This window comes from Nostoc sp. DedVER02 (genome assembly GCF_034530675.2).
Classification (GTDB): Bacteria; Cyanobacteriota; Cyanobacteriia; order Cyanobacteriales; family Nostocaceae; genus Nostoc.
This window is the reverse complement of the sequence record NZ_JAVRCP020000002.1, coordinates 344384-363782: the sequence shown is the minus strand read 5'-3', so window position 1 is coordinate 363782 and position 19399 is coordinate 344384. Positions and strand designations below refer to the sequence as shown.

The 19399-nt window shown below is 41.5% G+C and carries 24 protein-coding genes; 14 read left to right on the top strand and 10 right to left on the bottom strand.

Annotated features, from left to right (window positions below):
• Nucleotides 1-122 precede the first annotated feature (122 nt).
• On the bottom strand, nt 123-1160 hold the full coding sequence (glpX, locus tag RMZ41_RS05525) for a class II fructose-bisphosphatase (RefSeq protein ID WP_322640597.1): 1038 nt from the start codon (nt 1158-1160) through the stop codon (nt 123-125).
• 356 nt (nt 1161-1516) lie between these two features.
• On the opposite strand from glpX, the gene RMZ41_RS05520 reads away from it, so the two are divergent.
• The 7 genes from RMZ41_RS05520 to grxD all read left to right on the top strand — a co-directional run bounded on the left by RMZ41_RS05520 (nt 1517) and on the right by grxD (nt 6349).
• Nucleotides 1517-2089: a DUF981 domain-containing protein gene (locus RMZ41_RS05520; RefSeq protein ID WP_322640596.1), complete on the top strand. Its 573-nt coding sequence runs from the start codon at nt 1517-1519 to the stop codon at nt 2087-2089.
• Nucleotides 2090-2136: 47 nt separating this feature from the next.
• On the top strand, nt 2137-2451 hold the full coding sequence (gene grxC, locus RMZ41_RS05515) for a glutaredoxin 3 (protein WP_322640595.1): 315 nt from the start codon (nt 2137-2139) through the stop codon (nt 2449-2451).
• 292 nt (nt 2452-2743) lie between these two features.
• Nucleotides 2744-3229, top strand: a complete 486-nt coding sequence (tadA, locus tag RMZ41_RS05510; protein WP_322640594.1) for a tRNA adenosine(34) deaminase TadA — start codon at nt 2744-2746, stop codon at nt 3227-3229.
• A gap of 113 nt (nt 3230-3342) precedes the next feature.
• Nucleotides 3343-4101, top strand: coding sequence for a 1-acyl-sn-glycerol-3-phosphate acyltransferase (locus RMZ41_RS05505; RefSeq protein ID WP_322640593.1), 759 nt, complete (start codon nt 3343-3345; stop codon nt 4099-4101).
• Nucleotides 4102-4813: 712 nt separating this feature from the next.
• The gene (locus RMZ41_RS05500; RefSeq protein WP_322640592.1) at nt 4814-5419 is read left to right on the top strand and encodes a hypothetical protein; all 606 of its coding nucleotides are present in this window, start codon (nt 4814-4816) and stop codon (nt 5417-5419) included.
• A gap of 243 nt (nt 5420-5662) precedes the next feature.
• Entirely contained in the window at nt 5663-5920 is a 258-nt protein-coding gene (locus RMZ41_RS05495) for a BolA family transcriptional regulator (RefSeq protein WP_322640591.1), read from the top strand.
• Nucleotides 5921-6025: 105 nt separating this feature from the next.
• Complete coding sequence (gene grxD / locus RMZ41_RS05490) at nt 6026-6349, top strand: Grx4 family monothiol glutaredoxin (RefSeq protein WP_322640590.1); 324 nt, start codon at nt 6026-6028, stop codon at nt 6347-6349.
• Nucleotides 6350-6809: 460 nt separating this feature from the next.
• On the opposite strand, the gene RMZ41_RS05485 is transcribed toward grxD, so the two are convergent.
• A complete protein-coding gene (locus RMZ41_RS05485; RefSeq protein WP_322640653.1) occupies nt 6810-7058 on the bottom strand; it encodes a DUF6761 family protein in 249 nt (82 codons plus the stop codon).
• 578 nt (nt 7059-7636) lie between these two features.
• Here RMZ41_RS05485 and RMZ41_RS05480 point away from each other — a divergent pair.
• Nucleotides 7637-8410 (top strand): response regulator transcription factor, encoded by a 774-nt coding sequence (locus RMZ41_RS05480; protein WP_322640589.1) that lies wholly within the window; start codon nt 7637-7639, stop codon nt 8408-8410.
• A gap of 73 nt (nt 8411-8483) precedes the next feature.
• Here the strand turns inward: RMZ41_RS05480 and RMZ41_RS05475 are convergent, their stop codons facing one another.
• From RMZ41_RS05475 to RMZ41_RS05460, 4 genes are all read right to left on the bottom strand, one after another.
• Complete coding sequence (locus RMZ41_RS05475) at nt 8484-9251, bottom strand: ATP-binding cassette domain-containing protein (protein WP_409874760.1); 768 nt, start codon at nt 9249-9251, stop codon at nt 8484-8486.
• A 97-nt stretch (nt 9252-9348) separates the two neighbouring features.
• Complete coding sequence (locus tag RMZ41_RS05470; protein WP_322640588.1) at nt 9349-9915, bottom strand: hypothetical protein; 567 nt, start codon at nt 9913-9915, stop codon at nt 9349-9351.
• Nucleotides 9916-9995: 80 nt separating this feature from the next.
• Nucleotides 9996-10454, bottom strand: a complete 459-nt coding sequence (locus RMZ41_RS05465) for a DUF4079 domain-containing protein (RefSeq protein ID WP_322640587.1) — start codon at nt 10452-10454, stop codon at nt 9996-9998.
• Nucleotides 10455-10556: 102 nt separating this feature from the next.
• Complete coding sequence (locus tag RMZ41_RS05460; protein ID WP_322640586.1) at nt 10557-10952, bottom strand: DUF1830 domain-containing protein; 396 nt, start codon at nt 10950-10952, stop codon at nt 10557-10559.
• Nucleotides 10953-11526: 574 nt separating this feature from the next.
• Here RMZ41_RS05460 and RMZ41_RS05455 point away from each other — a divergent pair.
• From RMZ41_RS05455 to RMZ41_RS05445, 3 genes are all read left to right on the top strand, one after another.
• The gene (locus RMZ41_RS05455; RefSeq protein WP_322640585.1) at nt 11527-13119 is read left to right on the top strand and encodes a photosystem II high light acclimation radical SAM protein; all 1593 of its coding nucleotides are present in this window, start codon (nt 11527-11529) and stop codon (nt 13117-13119) included.
• Between the two features lie 87 nt (nt 13120-13206).
• A complete protein-coding gene (locus RMZ41_RS05450) occupies nt 13207-14604 on the top strand; it encodes a DICT sensory domain-containing protein (RefSeq protein WP_322640584.1) in 1398 nt (465 codons plus the stop codon).
• A complete protein-coding gene (locus RMZ41_RS05445; RefSeq protein WP_322640583.1) occupies nt 14601-15239 on the top strand; it encodes a pentapeptide repeat-containing protein in 639 nt (212 codons plus the stop codon). The genes RMZ41_RS05450 and RMZ41_RS05445 overlap by 4 nt, the downstream gene beginning before the upstream one ends.
• A 29-nt stretch (nt 15240-15268) precedes the next feature.
• Here the strand turns inward: RMZ41_RS05445 and RMZ41_RS05440 are convergent, their stop codons facing one another.
• Nucleotides 15269-15454, bottom strand: a complete 186-nt coding sequence (locus tag RMZ41_RS05440; protein ID WP_322640582.1) for a hypothetical protein — start codon at nt 15452-15454, stop codon at nt 15269-15271.
• Nucleotides 15455-15631: 177 nt separating this feature from the next.
• Here RMZ41_RS05440 and RMZ41_RS05435 point away from each other — a divergent pair, with 177 nt between their 5' ends.
• Nucleotides 15632-15865: a hypothetical protein gene (locus RMZ41_RS05435; RefSeq protein WP_322640581.1), complete on the top strand. Its 234-nt coding sequence runs from the start codon at nt 15632-15634 to the stop codon at nt 15863-15865.
• Nucleotides 15866-16110: 245 nt separating this feature from the next.
• Here the strand turns inward: RMZ41_RS05435 and RMZ41_RS05430 are convergent, their stop codons facing one another.
• Both RMZ41_RS05430 and clpS read right to left on the bottom strand, forming a co-directional pair.
• Nucleotides 16111-16935 (bottom strand): type II CAAX endopeptidase family protein, encoded by an 825-nt coding sequence (locus RMZ41_RS05430; RefSeq protein WP_322640580.1) that lies wholly within the window; start codon nt 16933-16935, stop codon nt 16111-16113.
• Between the two features lie 71 nt (nt 16936-17006).
• The gene (gene clpS / locus RMZ41_RS05425) at nt 17007-17288 is read right to left on the bottom strand and encodes an ATP-dependent Clp protease adapter ClpS (RefSeq protein WP_012410249.1); all 282 of its coding nucleotides are present in this window, start codon (nt 17286-17288) and stop codon (nt 17007-17009) included.
• A gap of 282 nt (nt 17289-17570) precedes the next feature.
• Here clpS and RMZ41_RS05420 point away from each other — a divergent pair, with 282 nt between their 5' ends.
• Complete coding sequence (locus tag RMZ41_RS05420) at nt 17571-17915, top strand: hypothetical protein (protein WP_322640579.1); 345 nt, start codon at nt 17571-17573, stop codon at nt 17913-17915.
• 366 nt (nt 17916-18281) lie between these two features.
• On the opposite strand, the gene RMZ41_RS05415 is transcribed toward RMZ41_RS05420, so the two are convergent.
• Entirely contained in the window at nt 18282-18485 is a 204-nt protein-coding gene (locus RMZ41_RS05415) for a hypothetical protein (RefSeq protein ID WP_094331166.1), read from the bottom strand.
• Nucleotides 18486-18962: 477 nt separating this feature from the next.
• Here RMZ41_RS05415 and RMZ41_RS05410 point away from each other — a divergent pair, with 477 nt between their 5' ends.
• Entirely contained in the window at nt 18963-19292 is a 330-nt protein-coding gene (locus tag RMZ41_RS05410; protein ID WP_322640578.1) for an STAS domain-containing protein, read from the top strand.
• Nucleotides 19293-19399: the final 107 nt, after the last annotated feature.

Sequence of the window (19399 nt, the reverse complement as noted above, 5' to 3'; positions counted from 1 at the left end):
CTAACTACTAACTACTAACTACTGTAAGAATGAAACATTTGGGTGACTACTTTTCCCTTATATAGAAAGATTTATCTCCAAATGCTTCGCCCCTACTTTTACCATTCCCCATTCCCTAAAAATTAGTTCAGTTGGAGAGTCTTGGGTTTACCAAACATGTGAATTGTATCAACAAATCGAGCCGTATTCGATTGGTTGGAAATTACCAAGCTTTGAGTTCTTGCTCCACCGCTGAAGAAACGTACACCTTCCATGAGATTACCACTGGTAATGCCGCAAGCAGCGAACAGAACAGTTTGACCAGATGCTAGTTCATGAGCATCATAGACCTTATCGGGGTCATTGATATTCATAGACTTTAAGCGATCAATGTTGGCTTCTCTGCTTTCTCCAATCAGACCTGTTTTCACTACTGCGGGATCGTAGATCAGTTGACCTTGGAAGTGTCCACCCAAAGCACGCATTGCTGCTGCCGAGATTACACCTTCAGGAGCCGCACCGATACCCATCAGCGCGTGGATATTAGTTCCAGCAAAACCACAGCTGATAGCTGCACCCACATCACCATCTGAAATTAGGGCGACTCTCGCTCCAGCCTCACGGATTTCTTTAATTAAATCGTTGTGGCGTTCGCGCTTCATTACCACGACTACGAGTTCTTCAATCGAGCGCTCTAGACACTCAGAGAGAATCTTCAGGTTTTCTGTTGCTGACTTGTTGATGTCTACCTTGCCCTTAGCTGCGGGAGGTGCTGCTAACTTTTTCATGTAAAAGTCAGGAGCAGCAAATAATCCACCCTTTTCAGAAATTGCCAAGACAGCCATCGAACCAGGTTGTCCATAAGCTACCAAGTTCGTACCTTCACAGGGGTCAACGGCGATATCAATTTCAACTAGTTCATCAGGGTTACACAGAGCTTCGGCATTTGGTTGAGTACAAATACCAACTTCTTCTCCGATGTATAACATAGGCGCGTCGTCACGTTCGCCTTCTCCAATCACAATGCGACCGCGCATATAGATTTTATTCATCCGTTCCCGCATAGCTTCCACAGCTACCTGGTCAGCGATGTTTTTTTCGCCTTTACCCATCCACTTTGCGGATGCGATCGCGGCTTGCTCTACTACTTCAATAATCTCTAACCCAAGTGTATTTTCCACAGAGTCTGCCCTCTCAACTGCTTGAATTTCCGCCGCTTTATCTGGCCATTTCAGTTTTCAAGTCTACCAAAGGGCGGATACACGTGGAAGAAAGTTAAGTTTTACTGCTAACTGGTTACAAAAGTGCCAGTTAACACATCCTTATTTTTTACTCCTAACTACTCCAGTATAAAGCGTGTTTAAAAGTAACTAAGTTAAGAACTTGCACAAATGGGTAGCAGTTTATGTATACAACATTGCTTTTCTTCAGTGTTTATCTTTAGGTATAAAATAATAAAGAAAAAAAGCTGGTGAATTCACTCAAAACCAAGAAACGAGGCGCAGAGTAGTTAGCTTGTCAAATTAAGAGGTGAATCGTGTTTATAGACTACATCACACTCATGTTGATCAATATGGTAGCTGGGTTATTTCTACTAGCTGATTATGTGTATCGTGGTATAGATAGTTCTAATCAGAGACAGTGGATTCCCGGTTTTGGGATTACAGGTGCGATCGCACTAACAACTGGTTTACACATGAGTTTCACCTGGCCAGTTATCGGTAGCTTTAACATAGCCTTCGGTGAGACAAGTGTTTTATTTGGAATATTATTTGTTGCAGCTGCGGTTTCCCTTGCTCAAGGTTGGGATTTATTCACAATAGCAATTTATGGCTTTTTTGCTGGCGTAGTTGCGATCGTAGTGGGTATTCGCATTATCAACTTGAATTTAACAAAGCAACCGCTTTTATCAGGAATCGGCTTTATTCTAACCGGCTTAGGTGGTATTTTTGCAGCGCCAACCCTCTATTGGAAAACCAACCGAACCTGGCGGCTAATTGGTGTAGCAGTGCTGATAGTCGCAGCTTTAATTTGGGCATTAACTGGATATTTGGCTTACTGGAATCATTTAGAGGGTTTCCAAAAGTGGGTTCCAGCGCCGATGCGGTAAGCAATGTTCTAGGCTAGAGACATAGTTAAAACCTTGCTTAAATAAATATGCTGGACTTTCTTAATCCCCTATTAAATCGCCATCCAGAGCTAGTTAAAGCCAACGTCGAACTTTACACCTGGCAAACTTGCCCTTACTGCATTCGAGCCAAAATGCTGCTGTGGTGGAAAGGTGTAAATTTCACTGAATACAAAATTGACGGCGACGAAGCAGCCAGAGCGAAAATGGCAGAACGCGCTAACGGAAGACGTACCGTACCGCAAATTTTCATTAATAACCAGCACATTGGCGGCTGCGATGACCTCTATCAACTAGACACACAAAGCCAACTCGATCCCCTTTTAGCCCAAGTCGCTATTTAGTAATCAAATTAGCCACAAACGTACCCCATTGGCGAACCCGCAGGGTAGACCGCCTCCGCAAACTAACGGCTAAATTAAGGTTTTTTAACCCGTGGAGGTGGGTTTTGTTTGTGTAGACGCGGTTTATAACCACCCATTTCCCGTTATAGCAAGGGACTGGGGACTGGGTGAAAAGTCCTTTTGTGTCTAAGTTTCATCATCTGTTGATGTCCTAACCACCTTGACTGTTGCTATAACTATCTCGCCCGTCCAAAAGCGAGCATAATTTTAAAATTTTTATATTGATAAAAATATGTTAACTAAATATGCAGAATATCTTATACATCAACAATGGATGAATTGTGCCCTAGAATTAGCAAAAGCAGCCGGTGAAGCAGGTGAAGTCCCAGTAGGTGCTGTTATCATTGATTCAACAGGCAAATTGCTGGCACAAGGAGAAAATAGAAAAGAGCGCGACAAAGACCCTACCGCCCATGCGGAAATTCTCGCTCTTAAAACAGCTGCAACAACTTTACAAAATTGGCATCTTAATGAATGTACTCTTTACGTAACCCTTGAACCGTGTCCAATGTGTGCGGGTGCTATTTTGCAAGCGCGTGTAGGACAACTTGTATATGGAGTAGACGATACAAAAACTGGCGCAATTCGTACAGTTATTAACATACCCGATAGTGCTGCATCTAATCACTGTCTCCAGGTCATTGGAGGCATTCTAGAGTCAGCTTGTCGTCAACAATTACAGGCTTGGTTTGCTACTAGGCGACGTAAGGTAAACTAACGGACAGAGGTAAAACTGTCCATCTAGTACGACACAAGTCACGCAAGAGAATCTACGGTGTAACTAATCAGGCTTTTCGTTAAATTTTTACCCGTCAATCAGCTGCATCCGTCATGATGGAATTTCACTCTTCATCCGATACCTGCCAGCACACACCAGTAAATCATCAGGTGGCTGGTACTACCTCAAAGGTTTCTCCTTGGTTAAGTCCTCTGGCATATTCATTAGGTCGTCACTGCCTATTACCATTATTCTTTGGACAAATTAGAATAACCGGACAAAAAAATATCCCTATAACTGGGCCTATTATCCTTGCGCCTACACATCGGGCGCGTTGGGATGCATTACTTGTACCCTACGCTACGGCTGATTGTCGGAGAGAACAAGACCTGCGGTTTATGGTAACAGCTGACGAATGCCAAGGTTTGCAAGGCTGGTTTGTCAAACGTTTGGGGGGGTTTCCTGTAAATTCTAAGCATCCGTCAATCCGCACACTGCGACATGGAGTTGAGTTACTTCAGCAGAAAAAAACCCTGGTAATTTTTCCAGAAGGTAATATTTTTCGTGATGGCCAAGTTCACCAGTTGAAACCGGGAATTGCTCGTCTTGCTTTGAGTGCTGAATCTAGTCATTCCGGGCTGGGAGTTAGAATCATACCCATAGGCATCAATTACAGCCAACCTTATCCCAATTGGGGCACAGATGTGAGTATTGACATTGGCTCCCCAATCAAAGTAGCGGATTACATGAGTAGCTGTATAAAACACGATGCCAAAAACATCACAACTGATTTAGGAAAGGCATTGCAACAATTAAGCCATCAAGAAACAAAAATTACTAATCACGCATTTGCGGAAATTACTAATTCTTGATCTCGTCAAAGGGCAAGAGTCCTAAGATTGCCTCTTAACTATTGAGCGTTAACCGTGCATGATTCAGAAACTTCACGTTTTGAAAATTTCACACTAATTAGCTAACTGCTATATACATTCTGAATAAGTTACCAAAGATTTGGTAGTATTTTGCAACCGTTGAGGATGTATACATATATAGATTATCTACTCTTGATGGGATATTCAGGCAAATTGGCATTTTTTTGAGTAAATAGCTAAGAATTTTCTGCAAGCGACTTAATTGATCGATCAGAAACATTCTTACTACTTCAGTTAGATAGTTACAAGTTGGTCGCTAGTGAACCGATGAGAAAGAATATCAGGGGAATTAATGCATTATTAACCAAGTCCACTGTAGGTATCGCTCATTACAACTATAGGACTAGTATTTGATTTTTGAAAAGATACGTAGGGTGTGTTAGCGACAGCGTAACACACCATTCTAAGCTTCTGGTGCGTTACGGAAGCCGTAACACACCCTACTATACTTAGATTTGTTCAAAAATCAAATACTAGTCCTATATTTAAGTTAGTTAGTATACAGGGGCAATGGGAACTCTCTTAAAGCAATTTTCAGTCCTAAATCAGGGATACTTAGGATGTAACTTCGCTTTGTCCAAGACCAAAACAGAGTTAAGATACCCGAAGTTTCCATAACTTTTTTATATAGTTGTCGCACTAATTGATTCCCATGAACACTGCTGCCTCTGTTACCTTGATGCACCGTACCCTTTTATCAGTCATAGCAGTCCTTAGCGTGCTATCACCTGTGAATGCTCAGGTATCACAGTCACCAGGCACTAATAGCCCACAACCTATTGATCCTAACGCTCCCAATAACCTGCGCCCCATAACCCAAAATAACAGCCTTTTGAGCATTGATGGTGGCGATCGCTTAGTCAAAGAGGCAGAACAAGCCGTTTCTGCTCAAAACTATCCTTTAGCTGCTAAGAAACTCCAAGAAGCACGTCAGGTTTATAATCAGCTATCTAATTTTTATCAAGAGTTAAACTCCAGCTTTTCGGGAATTGACAATAGAGTTTCTGATTCTCAGCGTCAAAAAGCTCTCTTAACAGCCCAAAAGCGGGATGAAGCCACCTTTCAGCTAGCATTGGTACATCGGGCACAAAATCAGCCAGAATTAGCTGTGCCATTGTTGGTTCAAATAATTAAGAGTCAAAACCCAACACGGGATTTAGGCAAAAAAGCTTATAAACAGTTGTTTGAGTTGGGTTTTGTTGATTCTCCCTATCCAAGAGAAGGTGGTAGTTCATCTTCCTCATCCCAAAAAAAATAAATTAAATTGGCGTTAGGTGTTTTTCTTGATATCCCACCTATTTCAAATCCTTCTCTCCTTGAGCAGCACCTTGGAACGCCCCAGTGCTAGGATGTGATTATCTGCCGTAGCTTTGACCCGGCCTTCTCAAAAATCTACCTCAGAGGCGTATTTATCCCTAGTCTTGCCAAATATCTGAAGTTGGCACAGGCTTTTGCTCTATATCTGTTAATAATAGAAAAGTAAGTTTTTTCAGGAATTGCGATGATTAGTCCGCAGCAGGTTGAGGCAATGATCAAGGCGGAACTGCCAGACGCACAAGTTCAGGTGCAAGACTTGACTGGTGGCGGCGACCACTATCAAGTGACAGTAGTTTCATCGCACTTTGCAGGTAAAGGACTAGTGCAACAGCACCAGTTAGTTTATGGTGCGTTGGGTCAAGCTATGTCAACTGAAGCGATTCATGCCTTGGCAGTAAAAACATACACTCCCGAAAATTGGCAAGCAACAGCAAGTTCCTGAAGTTAGGAGTTAGAAGTTAGAAGTTAAGAGTTATGAATTATGAATTTTTAACTCCTCACTCTTCACTCCTTACTCTATTAATGCAACATAGGAAACACAAATACCATGACACCAGAACTCAAAGACAAAATTGATAACTTACTACAACAGAACAAGATTGTAGTTTTCATGAAGGGAAACAAATTAATGCCCCAGTGTGGTTTCTCCAACAACGTTGTGCAGATTCTCAATACCTTGGGAGTTCCTTTCGAGACGGTTGATGTTCTCTCAGACTCTGAAATCCGTCAGGGAATTAAAGAATACTCCAACTGGCCAACAATTCCCCAAGTGTATATCAATGGTGAATTCGTTGGTGGTTCTGACATCTTGATTGAACTGTACCAAAAAGGTGAATTGCAACAAAAGGTAGAAGTAGCACTAGCTTCCTAGTTCTTATTTACGCAATCAAGGCAATATGCCGTTTTAATTTCCTTGAAAGGGGAGAGAAATAATGTCTCCTCTTTCAAGGTTTTTTAATAGGTTGCGGACAAAAATATTTATCTATAGGAATCCGGTTTAATTTGGAGAAAATATCCGTAGGATGTGAGCCGCAGAGTACGGCATCAAACCTGTGATAATAGTGCGTTACGAACTTCGTTCTAACACAATCTACAATACCTAATTTAGTTCACAAATCAAATAGTAATCCTATCTGTTGGCTTGATTTCATACTTAGTCAACAATCCCCTCAGTCACATTGGCAAAACCAATATAGGGCTGAGGGGATGCGTTTAATCAATACAATATCTCCAAAATCTCACACCACGGCAAAGCATTGACCAATACAGATAATATGCTATAATCATCTGCGGTAATCAACGGTTACTATCAACTACCAAATAAATGGTACTTAGTAGTAATCGGGTTGGGGCTGTGGTTGTGGCACTGCAAAGTTTGATCCATCGTACAAGTAGCGGCTGGCCTCCTCTTCTAGACGATGAATCAAATAAGGTTCAATGACGTTACTTTGTCGCAATGCGGCTAGATATCCATCCAAATACATCCGCATATCATCCGTGCGATAACCGCGATTCCATAACTCGGCGAAGGCGTCGGTAAGTCTTTGGTAATAGCGGATGGTTTGTGTGTCTTGGAGCATAACTGCTGTATTAATCTCTTGGAATGAGAATTGTAAATGATTCACGCTCAAATGTGAAGTGTAATTTCACTTTGACATCAACTCAAAGTCAACACATCTACTTTGGGTAGTACCCTCATAGCAGCTACACGCTACTTTAATCCTATTCCAGAAAACATTGATTCTGGTTTCCTGGTAAATTATTTTTCTAATTTTCATGTCCATAGCCCAATTGTATTGGTGTTATGTTCTTGGATACGGGCACTAATTTTTGCGAAAAAATCTCCTACCATCAGGTTAAAAAGCTGTTGCATTAACTCTTAGCTGATTGAATTTTAGATATTTGCTACATTACACCATGTAAAAGCAGAATGTTAAGCTGAGAGAATTTTTGATAAGTATAACAACACTGCTGAAAAATTTAATAAAAATTTAATAATATTTCTAATTGCCTTCCGGCAAGGCATAAATTAAAGATATTGCTACGCTTCTTATGAGGAAATGTAAAGCTAATAGCAATTGAAGTAACAAAGGCTACAAAACCTTAGTGACAGGCTTGTTACTTTGAAAGTCATCAGACGCTAAGGGGTCTTGCCGCCGTGGGTTCGGTTTGTATAGAAATCATTGAGGGGAATCCCCATCTGAGGTCGTTGTTGGGTTGGCACTTGCAACAGCTAGAATACCGCGTACATCAAGCTGCCAGTATTTATCAAGCAAGGGAAGTATTTTTAAGCCATCAACCAACACTGGTAGTATTAGATGCAGACTTGCCTGATGGCGATGGCATTGAATTTTGTCGTTGGTTGCATCGTCAGGAGCAGCCTTTAATCTTAATGCTATCTGCCCGTAATAGTGAAGGTGATATTGTCGCAGGTTTAAAAGCGGGTGCAGATGATTACCTGAGCAAACCTTTTGGGATGCAAGAGTTTTTAGCACGGGTAGAGGCGCTGATTCGTCGGAAACGCACACCTACTGCACCAGCTTATTTGGATTATGGCACTTTGCAAATCGATTTAGTTCAGCGTCGTGTCCGCTTTCAGGGGGAGTTTATCGATTTAACGCCTCAAGAATTCAGTTTGCTGTACGTTTTGGCTCAAGCTGGAGGAGTACCTCTGAGTAGGTCGGAATTGCTACGTCGTGCTTGGCCTGATGCTATCGATAACCCTCGTACCATTGATACTCACGTTTTGTCGCTGCGGAAAAAGGTGGAACTTGACCCTCGTCAACCGAACTTGATTCAAACTATCCGCAATGTTGGATACCGTTTTAACATGGAAATTTTGAATAGCAATATTTCACAATCACAAACAACAAAGTTAGCTAGAGAAAGATTTAATAATCAACGTTCGACACTTAGTAGTAGTCAGGTTTGATGGGAATTGGGCATTGGGAATTGGGAAGGTAAGATAACGCCTCTTGACTTTTGTTTCCTGACTCATTCAAAATCTAAAATCCAAAATCGTCTTGAGTTTCTGCTTTAATTAGGCTTTCTCGTAATTCAATCCAGTCGATTTCAGAAACTGTTTGATTCGCGGATAAATGACCTTGTTGTAAGTGTAATAACCTAGTGCAAAACATCTGGGCAAGTTCCAGTTGGTGATTTACCATCAGAATCGTGGTTTGATGAGTTTGACTCAACTGGGTTAAGACTTGCATTAGATGAGAAGCTGTACCAGCATCAAGGGCAGAGGTTGGCTCATCTAATAATAGTATTTTAGGCTGGATGAGTAAGGCACGAGCGATCGCTACTAGTTGTCGTTGTCCCGCAGAAAGTTGTACCTCAGTTCGCCCTAACCATTCAGTGGGAATATGCAGTTGTTCTGTCCAATAACTGATTCGTTGCTGAATTGTCTGTTTGGGCAAACCACGCAAAACTAAAGGATAAGCCAAGGTTTGCTGAACTGTCATCCCTAATAGCCTTGACTCTTGCAATACAAGTACAACCATCTGCCGTAGCTGGATGACAGGAATTTGGTGATATTCTTGATTTTCTAGATAGATTTTGCCACTGGTAGGTTCAATTAGGCGGTTGAGGAGGCGTAATAACGAAGTTTTACCAGCGCCTACTGGCCCTACAATGGCAATGCGATCGCCCTGAAAAACTTCCAAGCCAATATCTTGCAATATGGGGTATCCTTGCTGATTGCCTGGGTGTTGGGTTTTCAGCTTTGTAAACAGATTAACTTGCTCTAGCCTGAGTGTTGCCTGATTCAAGGGGAGTGAGTAGATAGGGAGATGGGGGAGATGAGGGAGATGAGGGAGATGGGGCAGAAATAACCAATGCCCTATGCCCTATGCCCCATTCCCAATTTTAAGTTAATTGTGCAGTAGTTAAAGCTGTAGCGATCGCCCAGCCATCGACCAATAGTAGCAGCAGTGTGAATACTAGTAAAATCAGGTACATCCACGGCTGTGCTAAAGGGCGAACATCTGTAGTATCAATGCCTGTCTTCGCTTGGACAATTTGCACGAAACGGGCAAATCCAGATACACGCATTGGTAGTAAATAAGCTTTCCCATCCTGGCTGAGGAAGTAATAAACTAAGCCTCCTTGACCAGTGGTGCGGGGTTTTAATTCTTTCACCTCTGACCAAGGTAAAAACCAGCCTTTACGAAAAAAGCGAGGAACCCAGGCGGGGTAAGCAACCTGAATTCCCTGCTCATCTAACATTACTTGTTCAGTCAATACTGCATACAAGGCAACTAAGCCGATGCTAATCCCTATCCACAATAATATTGGAGGTACGGGTGCGGCTGTTACCTGCGATAAAAATGGTAATGGGACTGTGAGTGCTACGTATAGACTCAGCAACGTTATCCGAATCAAAGGAGACAAACGAAAGACAGAAGCTGAGATATTGGCTGAATTTGCTGTCACGGCTCAATTACAATGTTTTTCTTCATTGTAAGGTAGGTGTATGTCTTAGCTAGACTGTTCAATTCGTAATTCGTAATTTTTTAAGGTAAATACTTTTGCACTACAATCCAACCAGTAAGGGATACCCAGATAAATCCTACAAATAGAATAATATTTACGCCGATGTGTAAGGGTTTAGCCCAAGGTCGTCTAGCACTAATTTGCGTGGCGCTGAAAGCAGACAGTAAAACTAATGCTACCACTATCAATCCAGATGCCAAGTGTGACGAGTGACCTAAAGAACCGAAGTGTCCTAATGTGCCAACAATCCCGATCGCTAGCAATAGTAGCACTAAACTTACCATGCTGATGCCCATTAAATAGTGGAGCGATCGCACCTCCCGATTTCCGCCCAGAAATGGCGTAAAAGGTAATTGTTGCGAAGTTCTCGCCCGAAACATCCAAATGCCGGTGATTGCTAACATTAGATATGCCAGCAGGGACAACCCCATCGACCAGGCCGCTATTTTCCACAACCAAAGAAACGAAGGCAGATTCATAAGAATGATTGTAGATGAGAGTGGGGAGATGAAGAACAATGCCAATGACCAATAAAAAAGGCTGCCGAATTCAGCAACCCTTAAATTTAGCTAAATTTTTTTTTAATCAACAGATGCTAAACTAGCCATTTGTAAAGGTTTTGTAGTATCTCCGGTTTTTGTATTAATTTGCTGTACCAATGATTTGGTATTAATAGGGTCTTCTCCATCTGATGAGTCTGTATCAAACTCATCTGTACTGCGTTCTTCGAGCATTAAGCGATCGCACGGAATATTATCTGATAAAATTGCACTTGCCATCATCCCTGTATGAATCTCCAATTGAGCTTTTCGTGGAGCTTCAAAAACCAAACGTTGTCCAGGGAAAACAACTCTTTCAAAGTACCAGTTGAGAATATTGGAGATACGAGCTACCTGTATTTTGCTCGTGGCATTGATGTAGCAGCAGAGAATTTTTCCTGATTGCTCAGGTGGTAGAGGATCTAATATTTGAGCCATAACTGCTGAGGAGCTTTACGCCACAATTTTACATTACACTAGCCAAGCCTAGCACTCACTGATCCCCAGTTGTTGTAACTGTGAATACCAACTGAGTCTTTGTGGGTTATTTCTGTCTAAAGATATATTCTTAGTTGTAAAAATTTTGTAATTTTTTATGCCTTTTTCGGAATTATACACTATGTATAAAATCTTTTAATATTTTTTTGTCATATCAAAGCTTGAATTCTCTTAAGGCAGATAAGATGACGCTCCCTTTGCTTTTCGCCCAGCGAAGAAGTGAGTTTTGTCGTTTCATCTATTCCAGAATTTATAGGCTGGGATCATCGCTTAATGAATAAAGTCAATGTTATGGTAAAGCTATATGCAAAATATCTTCATAAAGCCTATCTATAAGATTCTATGTATTTTTTGTGCATAGCAATTTTATCATTTCCTACAATTGCTAACACGAGTTTTTCGTTATCAGCAATTAGGTGAAATGTCAAGTGCGATCGCGATAATAAAAACAAAATAAAACAAGCACACACTTTAAAACTGGATGTTTTTCTCGCTTTCTCCAAAGATTGGCAAGATGGAAGTCAAAACACAGATGATGGAAAATCGAATTCTTTACGTTCGCCTTCCTTGTAACCCCATCTTTCCTATTGGGGTTGTCTACCTAAGCGATCATGTCCATAAGCAGTTTCCTAATATTGAACAGCGCATCTTTGATTTAGGAACAGTGCCACCTTTAGATTACAATTCTGCTCTGGATCGCTGTATCGATGAATTTAAGCCGACACTGCTAGTATTTTCTTGGCGGGATATTCAAATTTATGCCCCAGTTGGTGGGCGTGGTGGCAACCCACTGCAAAACGCCTTTGAATTTTACTACGCTAAGAATCCTCTATTAAAACTACGTGGTGGCTTGGGCGGTTTAAGAATCTTCATCGCTTACTATGTAGAGTTATGGCGAAATCAGGGCTTAATTAAACGCGGTTTAAAGCGTGCCCAAAAATATAATTCTAATGCCCGTGTAGTTGTAGGTGGTGGTGCAGTCAGCGTATTTTACGAACAATTGGGTAAAAGCTTACCCAATGGGACAATTATTTCTGTGGGTGAAGGCGAAACCCTGCTAGAAAAACTTTTAAGTGGTAAAGATTTTCGAGATGAACGCTGTTATGTTGCGGGAGAAACTCAACCACGGAAACGGTTAATTCACGAACAACCCACGCCACTAGAAAAAACAGCTTGTAACTACGACTATATCGAAAGTATCTGGCCGGAATTTAACTATTACCTGCAAGAGGAAGACTTTTATATAGGTGTACAAACGAAGCGTGGTTGTCCTCACAACTGTTGTTATTGCGTCTATACGGTTGTCGAAGGTAAACAAGTACGCATCAACCCAGCAGATGAAGTAGTTGCTGAGATGCGCCAATTATACGATCGCGGCATTCGCAATTTTTGGTTTACCGATGCCCAATTCATCCCAGCCCGAAAATTTATCGACGATGCCATAGAACTATTGCAAAAAATCGTCGATTCTGGTATGACAGATATCCACTGGGCGGCATATATTAGAGCCGACAATTTGACACCCCAGTTGTGCGAGTTGATGGCGAAAACCGGGATGAACTATTTTGAAATCGGGATTACCAGTGGTTCTCAAGAACTTGTGCGGAAAATGCGGATGGGGTATAACCTACGAACCGTCTTGCAAAACTGCCGTGATTTAAAAGCAGCTGGTTTTAACGATTTAGTTTCCGTCAACTACTCCTTTAACGTCATTGACGAACGTCCCGAAACCATCCGCCAAACCATTGCTTACCACCGGGAACTAGAACGGATTTTTGGTGCTGATAAAGTTGAACCGGCTATCTTCTTTATTGGACTACAACCTCATACTCATTTAGAAGAGTATGCTTTCAAAGAAGGTATCCTCAAACCAGGATACGATCCGATGAGTTTGATGCCGTGGACAGCCAAAAAGCTCCTTTGGAATCCTGAACCCCTTGGTTCATTCTTCGGCGAAGTCTGCTTGCAAGCTTGGCAACAAAACCCCAACGATTTCGGGCGCGAAGTCATGAACATCTTGGAGGAAAAACTAGGTTGTGCCGACTTAGAAGCAGCACTTTCCGCACCAATGGAGACGAAAGAAAAACAGTTAGCAGGTGTATCCTAGAAAACACAACGATGTGACAATATTCATAATTCTGAATTTCTCCCTCTTTCTTCCTCAGTGCCTCTGCGGTTATTTTTACCAAATCCCATGTTAGAAGGTTCAATCTTACAAAAGCTAGAAACAGCCCATCGTCATACCACCAGGCCAATTAGATTCGGTGTTTATTACAAAAATACCCTAGTTGCCCTGTGCCATGCTCTAGAAGACCATATTTTAACTGACGACGGTACACCCTTAGTCATCACAGCCTTTCAACAGGGGAAATGGTATCTACAAGAAGCTGATCGATATGCAGACATCGCCCAGCGCAGCTGCCAAATTGCCATTATGGCCGCCTCTGAATCTGGCTTTGCTGAACATCCCACGAGTCAGTTATCTAATGTAGACTTAGTAGGATTAGATGCAGGCGATCCAGTCGCACAGGAGTGGCACTTAATTATTTTGTCACCCAAGTACACAGCAATGGTAATTTGTCAAGAATTATCCGAGGCTGATTATGGCAGCACTGGAGTACCGACATCAGACTTAGAGCGTAAATTCTATGGCTTGTGGACATTTGAGCCGGAGTTAGTGCAAGAGACAGCAGAAATAGCGATCGCTCACATCAAAAAATACAACCCAGAACTGGCCGAAAAACTCACAGCCGACAAACAACAAATTGTCCCGTCAATGGACAGATCCCAAAATTTAGGTGCAGTTGTCTCTCGTGTTGTAGATTACCTCCAGACTGGGCAAGATAATTTATCCATCCCAACAGCGTCTCACCAACAAACCCTAGATCGCAACTTGGTTTCCAACGAAATCCAAGCCTTTTTGCGAATGGCGCAACTGATGGATATGGCAGATGTCAACAATCCAATGGCAGCTACGGAAGTAGTAGCTCTTGCTGAAGCGATCGGCCAGCTTTTGGATCTTCCCGCATGGCAAATTAAAAGATTGCGCTTGGCGGCTTTGTTGCATCGCATAGATCCATTACAGAAAGCAGAAAGCGTACTCAGTGATAGTATATCCACACGCTACCACGAAGATGCCCCAAGTTGTCCCTTAACTTGTCCCTTAGTACCGGGGGCGCAAGTATTGCGAACCATGCCAAGATTAAGAGCAGTTGCTCAAATTATTACTCATCAAAGCGAGTGGTGGAATGGCACAGGGGAACCAGCAGGTTTAGCTGGAGATGAAATTCCCCTAGAGTCGAGGATTTTGGCATTATTGGCAGATTTTCAGTGGCGAGTCAATGAGCGAAAATCGTCAAATCAAAGCCGAGAACAGATATTTACTCAAGCTTTGGATGAGTGCAGACAGCAACAATCTACCCGCTTTGACCCTAAACTTGTAGATACCCTAACTTTATTAGTTATGGGTTTACAACAGGGACTCGACTTACCCATTATGACACCCAAAGTCAGCGCCGGCATTTGGATACTTGATTCCCAATGGGATAGCCACAGCAAGATAAGTGAAGAGATTGGTAGTTACTTTACATGAATATTGAAGCCATTAAATTAGGAAAACTCAAACAGCTTCCAGGGGCAAATTTAGAAGACGAGGAACTCTCCCGACTGGATTTAAGCCGGATTAATCTTGCTGGCGCTACCCTTGTCGGTGCTAATTTTGCTGGTTCTAAACTCGAAGGCGGGCATTTGGAGGGAGCGAATTTGATGGGGGCTAACCTCCAAGAAACTGACTTGCGGGCGAACTTGATGGGAGCAAATCTGATGCAAGCAGATTTAACTGGTGCTGACTTGCGGGGTAGTAACTTGCGTGGCGCTAACTTGATGGGAGCAAGACTCAGTGATGTGTCATTGGTGGGTGCTTTCTTGAGTGGTGCTAATTTAATGAACGTGAACTTGCAAGGCGTTGACTTGCGCGGTGCTGACTTGCGCGGTGCAAACCTAACTGGGGCAAATCTCAAAGGTGCAGATTTGAGTCGCGCTGATTTGCAAGGGACATTGTTGAGTGAAGCAAATCTTGAAGAGGCTGATTTACGAGGGGCGAATTTGGCGGGAGCGAATTTGACGGGAGCTAATTTACTCTGTGCAGAGTTAGAAGGTGCAAATTTGAGCGGCGTTAACTTGAATAAAGCTTGTGTGGTGGGTACTGTGGTTGAGACGCTTGCGTAAAGATTGCACCAAAAAACCACCTATGCCGATTATTTGTATTTTTGAGGGCTACCCACAATGACACCCGTCGCGGCACAAGTCTCAATTACCGCGATCATTCCCATGTTGACTGCGATCGCAAATCGGTAATGGGAACAGTTCAAAGAACTGGAGGCAATTTTTGTATCCCAGTATGGAGTAGAGGTATGGCAAGAGGTTTTTAATTTCCGTCTCAAGCCAGCACTGGATAAAGATTTTGATAGATGGCTACTGATTCAGTGGTGTGGTGAAGGAATTATCTCAGTCAAAAATGTGGCGTAGGTGCGATCGCGTAAGGTGAATTATGGTTATTGTTTTTATTCAATATTCTTAGCTATTGTTAAAATTTTCGCAGATGAAGCAGGTGAAAATTTGTGAGCCTAAAAGAAGTTATCAGACTAGCCAAGCAACTTTCAACCGTGGACAAAGTACGTTTGATCCAGCAAATCACTCCTGATATAGAACGTGAGTTAACAGATCAATCATCTATCATTCTCCGCAAATCATTGTGGGGACTATGTGCGGATTTGGGAAAAGCACCTTCCACAGAGGAAATTGATGCAGCCCGTAATGAAGAATGGGCTAGCTTTCCACGGGAGGATATTTAATGTTACGTGCTGTGGCTGATACCCCAACAGGATAGATTTTATACGCCCAAATATCACGCTCATCATTTACATTTTTGATATATTCCAGACGAGTACAATCCATTTTATTTTTAACCCTAAACCTTTATTTGATGTTGAATCTCTAAAAGCCTTTTGGCTACACTCTGACACTTTGCCTAAATGGAATATTAATGTAGTTTCTTTTTAGCCAATATTTTATTTTTCTACAAGTTCATTACGCATCTTTAATTTTTTACTGTTCGCCCCCGTATCCAGAAAGCTAGTACACTCATTAACAACACCCCCATCACTCCTTGCAGGGGATTATTATTCACACCAGTTACCCAATTAGGGACTTCACCAGAATATTTCACTAATTTACCCACATTAATAATGTAGTAACCCCAAACTAAACCACCATGTAAACCAATTGGAAAACCCAAGCGTCCCCTCCGCCAACGCTTTCCCCATACCTGCGTTAATCCCAGCAGTACTAAAGCTGGAAATTGCGGCAGTGTATGAATAATTGCCTCCAAGGGTTTAATAAAGTGCAATGTAGCAAAGGCAATTGCATCTGTCCACAGCGCCACATGCAGACTGTAATCTCGTTGTAATTCATTTAGTAACCAGCCTCGGAATAATAACTCCTCAGCAAATCCAACACCTAAGCCAACAAGTAAACCCTCAAAAACAACTTTCAGCAAAAAAACTTTCGGTTGTTGCCACACCAACCAACCCAACAAACTTTCTAACCCAAAAAGTATCAGAATATTAATTATCCCCAGAGCCAAGCCACGCAGTAAATCCACACCGTTTTGCCGCGTAAATTCTAAGCCATAATGCCGCAGAATTTGAGGCTGTTGGTAGACATATTTACCCCATAGTCTCAGGAGAAAAATAAAGATTGCATATAACAATACCAATGTCAATATACTTTCTAAGTTTGAATCATGCACTAGTAAATATATTGGCGTAGCCAATGGCAACCATAGCAACAATAAAGTCAAAATAAAACAGCCCAGCCTAATGGGGGCAGGGCGTTCGGCTAAACGGACAAGGTTTTTTTTCATACCAAGTAAGTCACCAATCACCAGTCAATACTCTATATTTCGACAAATGACCAATGACAAATGACTAATGACTATTCATCAGGTTCAATTGTGCTACTTAAACCGTGACTTATCAAGGTTTCGCAATAGAACTCAGCGTGTTCCAGAGCGCAAGTAATTACTAAAGCTAGCCCGTTAGTATGGGCTTCCATCATGATGCTAACAGCCTGGGGTTGGGTAAGGCTTGGCACAGTGGCTATTAGTGACTGTACAACATGCTCCATAGAGTTGTAGTCGTCATTATGGAGCAAAACGCGATACCGAGGCGCTAGCTTACGGGTTGTGGAAGGCTTTTGAATAGTTTCAACTGACACGGCTCTTTGCTCTTTTCTTGTTGATTCACTACTACAAAATGTCTGTGTAGCGATCGCTTAACAGTTATTTACCTATTCTATAGTATTTCTGTTGAGATACTATGCTAGAAAAACCGCTCTACTTAGTTTTGCGTAGCCACTTGTGAGGCAGATGTCTGAGACATAGTTGCCGTGAGAGTGCTACCCTAATCTTACAGAAGCTTCCTTAAACTTAGCGCATTTTCATTTTTAAGATTAAGGAAGTTGCAAAATCATCCTTCTTGCAGCCCAAACTCCATAATCATGGATATTAGCCTAGATTTTCTTCAACCAGGACAAATTGTGTCTTTAAAGCATGGCGACAAGAATCTGTATGCAGAAGTGATTCAATTCGTAGTTTCCCGTCAGTTGTGCTGGGTACGTCCTTTATTAATGGTTACTTTCATTCAAGAATCGCCGTTAATTACCGATTTGCGAGATGCGTCTGACTTGCTTTGGCCTGCTAGTTTATTTCGGCCAGCATTAGACACAGAAGTAATCAGCTTGTTGAGTCAAGTTTTAGCAAAAGAACCAAAAACCGAACCTGATTCATCCGCCAAGCAGCAACTTAATCAATTTATTCACCAACTATGGCAAGCATATCAATAGACGTGAGGCAAAATATATAACTAGGAGTGCTTTTATCTGGAGCGCCAACATATTGATGATATCAACTCCCTCCGCAACAACTTCATTCTGCTTGTGGACAATTTCAGCAAACAGATAGGGAGGAATCTTTTCTAGATATTTAGCAAACTACATGGCGTTTTTTACTACGAATGCACAATGTAGAGGGTTATTAGCACCGTTTACGCCGCCTTCAGTTATTTAAATAATCAAACTCATAGAAAAACACAAACAATAATATCGCCCTATTATCCTCCCTAGCTTTACTAAAACTTATTTTATTTACTTGGAATTTTGATTACTTTAGTATTAATCAAATTCACTTTATCTACCTCTATGCGTAAGCATTTAGGAATATCCGAAGCTAGGAACCAACTTAATTCTACCAGCATCCATCTCCGACATTAATAATTCCAGAGCTTCATAGTCAACGTCAGAAATGTAACCTAGTTCCGTCAGTTCTGAGTTGATTTCATTTTCTATCTCAGGAGTTAGCTTTTTGATGTCAAGAGCTTTTTCTACTAATTTGCGAATAGCGTACTTAGTTCTCATAAGTAATAATCCAATTTTAATATGATACTAATTATTCCAGATAAGTCTAGGTATAAAGAGCGATCTAAATACTAACTTACTTGTGACATAGATCACATTTAATTAGTTAAATAGATAATTTTCTATGATTCTGGCGTATGCCATGAGCAATGCTAAAGTGGGAGATTTAACTTACCGTTAAGGCTTGACTACATTAGCTTGAGTTATAGACTACGCAAGGTTTGTCAGCATAGTTACTGATGATTTGTTTGCTCTATGGCTGTCTATGTTGATTGTTTTTGAACTGAGATAAAAAAAAAGTATATATAAACACATTTTAACCTGGAATTATAACAATCTTTAAACAGACATACTAAAGAAATAAAGATTCAGCAAAGAGAGCTAAGACATAAGGACGATGCAACAGAATAGAGTTTATGTTCAAATAATCTTTAGCTTGACGCTTCAACAATTCTTAATTCTCAATAGGATGTAACTATGCAAGCAGTGCTTAACTATCCCAAGATTGCAGTCATTCGCCCTCAAGGGTATTTGAATGCTACAAATGCCTTGGAATTTGAACGAGATATGACCACAGCGTTGGCACAAAATGATATTTCCATATTGGTAGTAGACCTCGCAGCAGTAGAATCGTTAGACAGCGCGGGGTTGATGGCATTGTTATCTATACATAAGCTGGCTCTTAGTTTAAAAAGGGGTTTCCGACTTTGCGCTGTTGCTCCGTCAATTAAAATTATTTTTGAACTAACGCAACTCGATAAAGTCTTTGAAATATTGGATGATGAAGTTGAGTTGACTGCAACATAAACCTAAAAGCACAAAGGTTCGGTTAAAAAGTGGACTTTATGTAAAGGAGTTATAAGTTACAACGATAAATTATGCTAGAAGACCAAATTCAATGCTAATGTTGGCTT

Bases quoted from the DNA above. Each gene is read 5' to 3' on its own strand.
- tadA (WP_322640594.1), top strand. From the start codon at position 2,744: ATGTTAACTAAATATGCAGAATATCTTATACATCAACAATGGATGAAT.
- RMZ41_RS05445 (WP_322640583.1), top strand. From the start codon at position 14,601: ATGAATATTGAAGCCATTAAATTAGGAAAACTCAAACAGCTTCCAGGG.
- grxD (WP_322640590.1), top strand. From the start codon at position 6,026: ATGACACCAGAACTCAAAGACAAAATTGATAACTTACTACAACAGAAC.
- RMZ41_RS05495 (WP_322640591.1), top strand. From the start codon at position 5,663: ATGATTAGTCCGCAGCAGGTTGAGGCAATGATCAAGGCGGAACTGCCA.
- RMZ41_RS05465 (WP_322640587.1), bottom strand. From the start codon at position 10,454: ATGAATCTGCCTTCGTTTCTTTGGTTGTGGAAAATAGCGGCCTGGTCG.
- RMZ41_RS05460 (WP_322640586.1), bottom strand. From the start codon at position 10,952: ATGGCTCAAATATTAGATCCTCTACCACCTGAGCAATCAGGAAAAATT.
- RMZ41_RS05450 (WP_322640584.1), top strand. From the start codon at position 13,207: ATGTTAGAAGGTTCAATCTTACAAAAGCTAGAAACAGCCCATCGTCAT.
- RMZ41_RS05485 (WP_322640653.1), bottom strand. From the start codon at position 7,058: ATGCTCCAAGACACACAAACCATCCGCTATTACCAAAGACTTACCGAC.
- RMZ41_RS05500 (WP_322640592.1), top strand. From the start codon at position 4,814: ATGAACACTGCTGCCTCTGTTACCTTGATGCACCGTACCCTTTTATCA.
- RMZ41_RS05455 (WP_322640585.1), top strand. From the start codon at position 11,527: ATGGAAGTCAAAACACAGATGATGGAAAATCGAATTCTTTACGTTCGC.
- RMZ41_RS05505 (WP_322640593.1), top strand. From the start codon at position 3,343: ATGATGGAATTTCACTCTTCATCCGATACCTGCCAGCACACACCAGTA.
- RMZ41_RS05430 (WP_322640580.1), bottom strand. From the start codon at position 16,935: ATGAAAAAAAACCTTGTCCGTTTAGCCGAACGCCCTGCCCCCATTAGG.
- RMZ41_RS05415 (WP_094331166.1), bottom strand. From the start codon at position 18,485: ATGAGAACTAAGTACGCTATTCGCAAATTAGTAGAAAAAGCTCTTGAC.
- RMZ41_RS05420 (WP_322640579.1), top strand. From the start codon at position 17,571: ATGGATATTAGCCTAGATTTTCTTCAACCAGGACAAATTGTGTCTTTA.
- grxC (WP_322640595.1), top strand. From the start codon at position 2,137: ATGCTGGACTTTCTTAATCCCCTATTAAATCGCCATCCAGAGCTAGTT.
- RMZ41_RS05410 (WP_322640578.1), top strand. From the start codon at position 18,963: ATGCAAGCAGTGCTTAACTATCCCAAGATTGCAGTCATTCGCCCTCAA.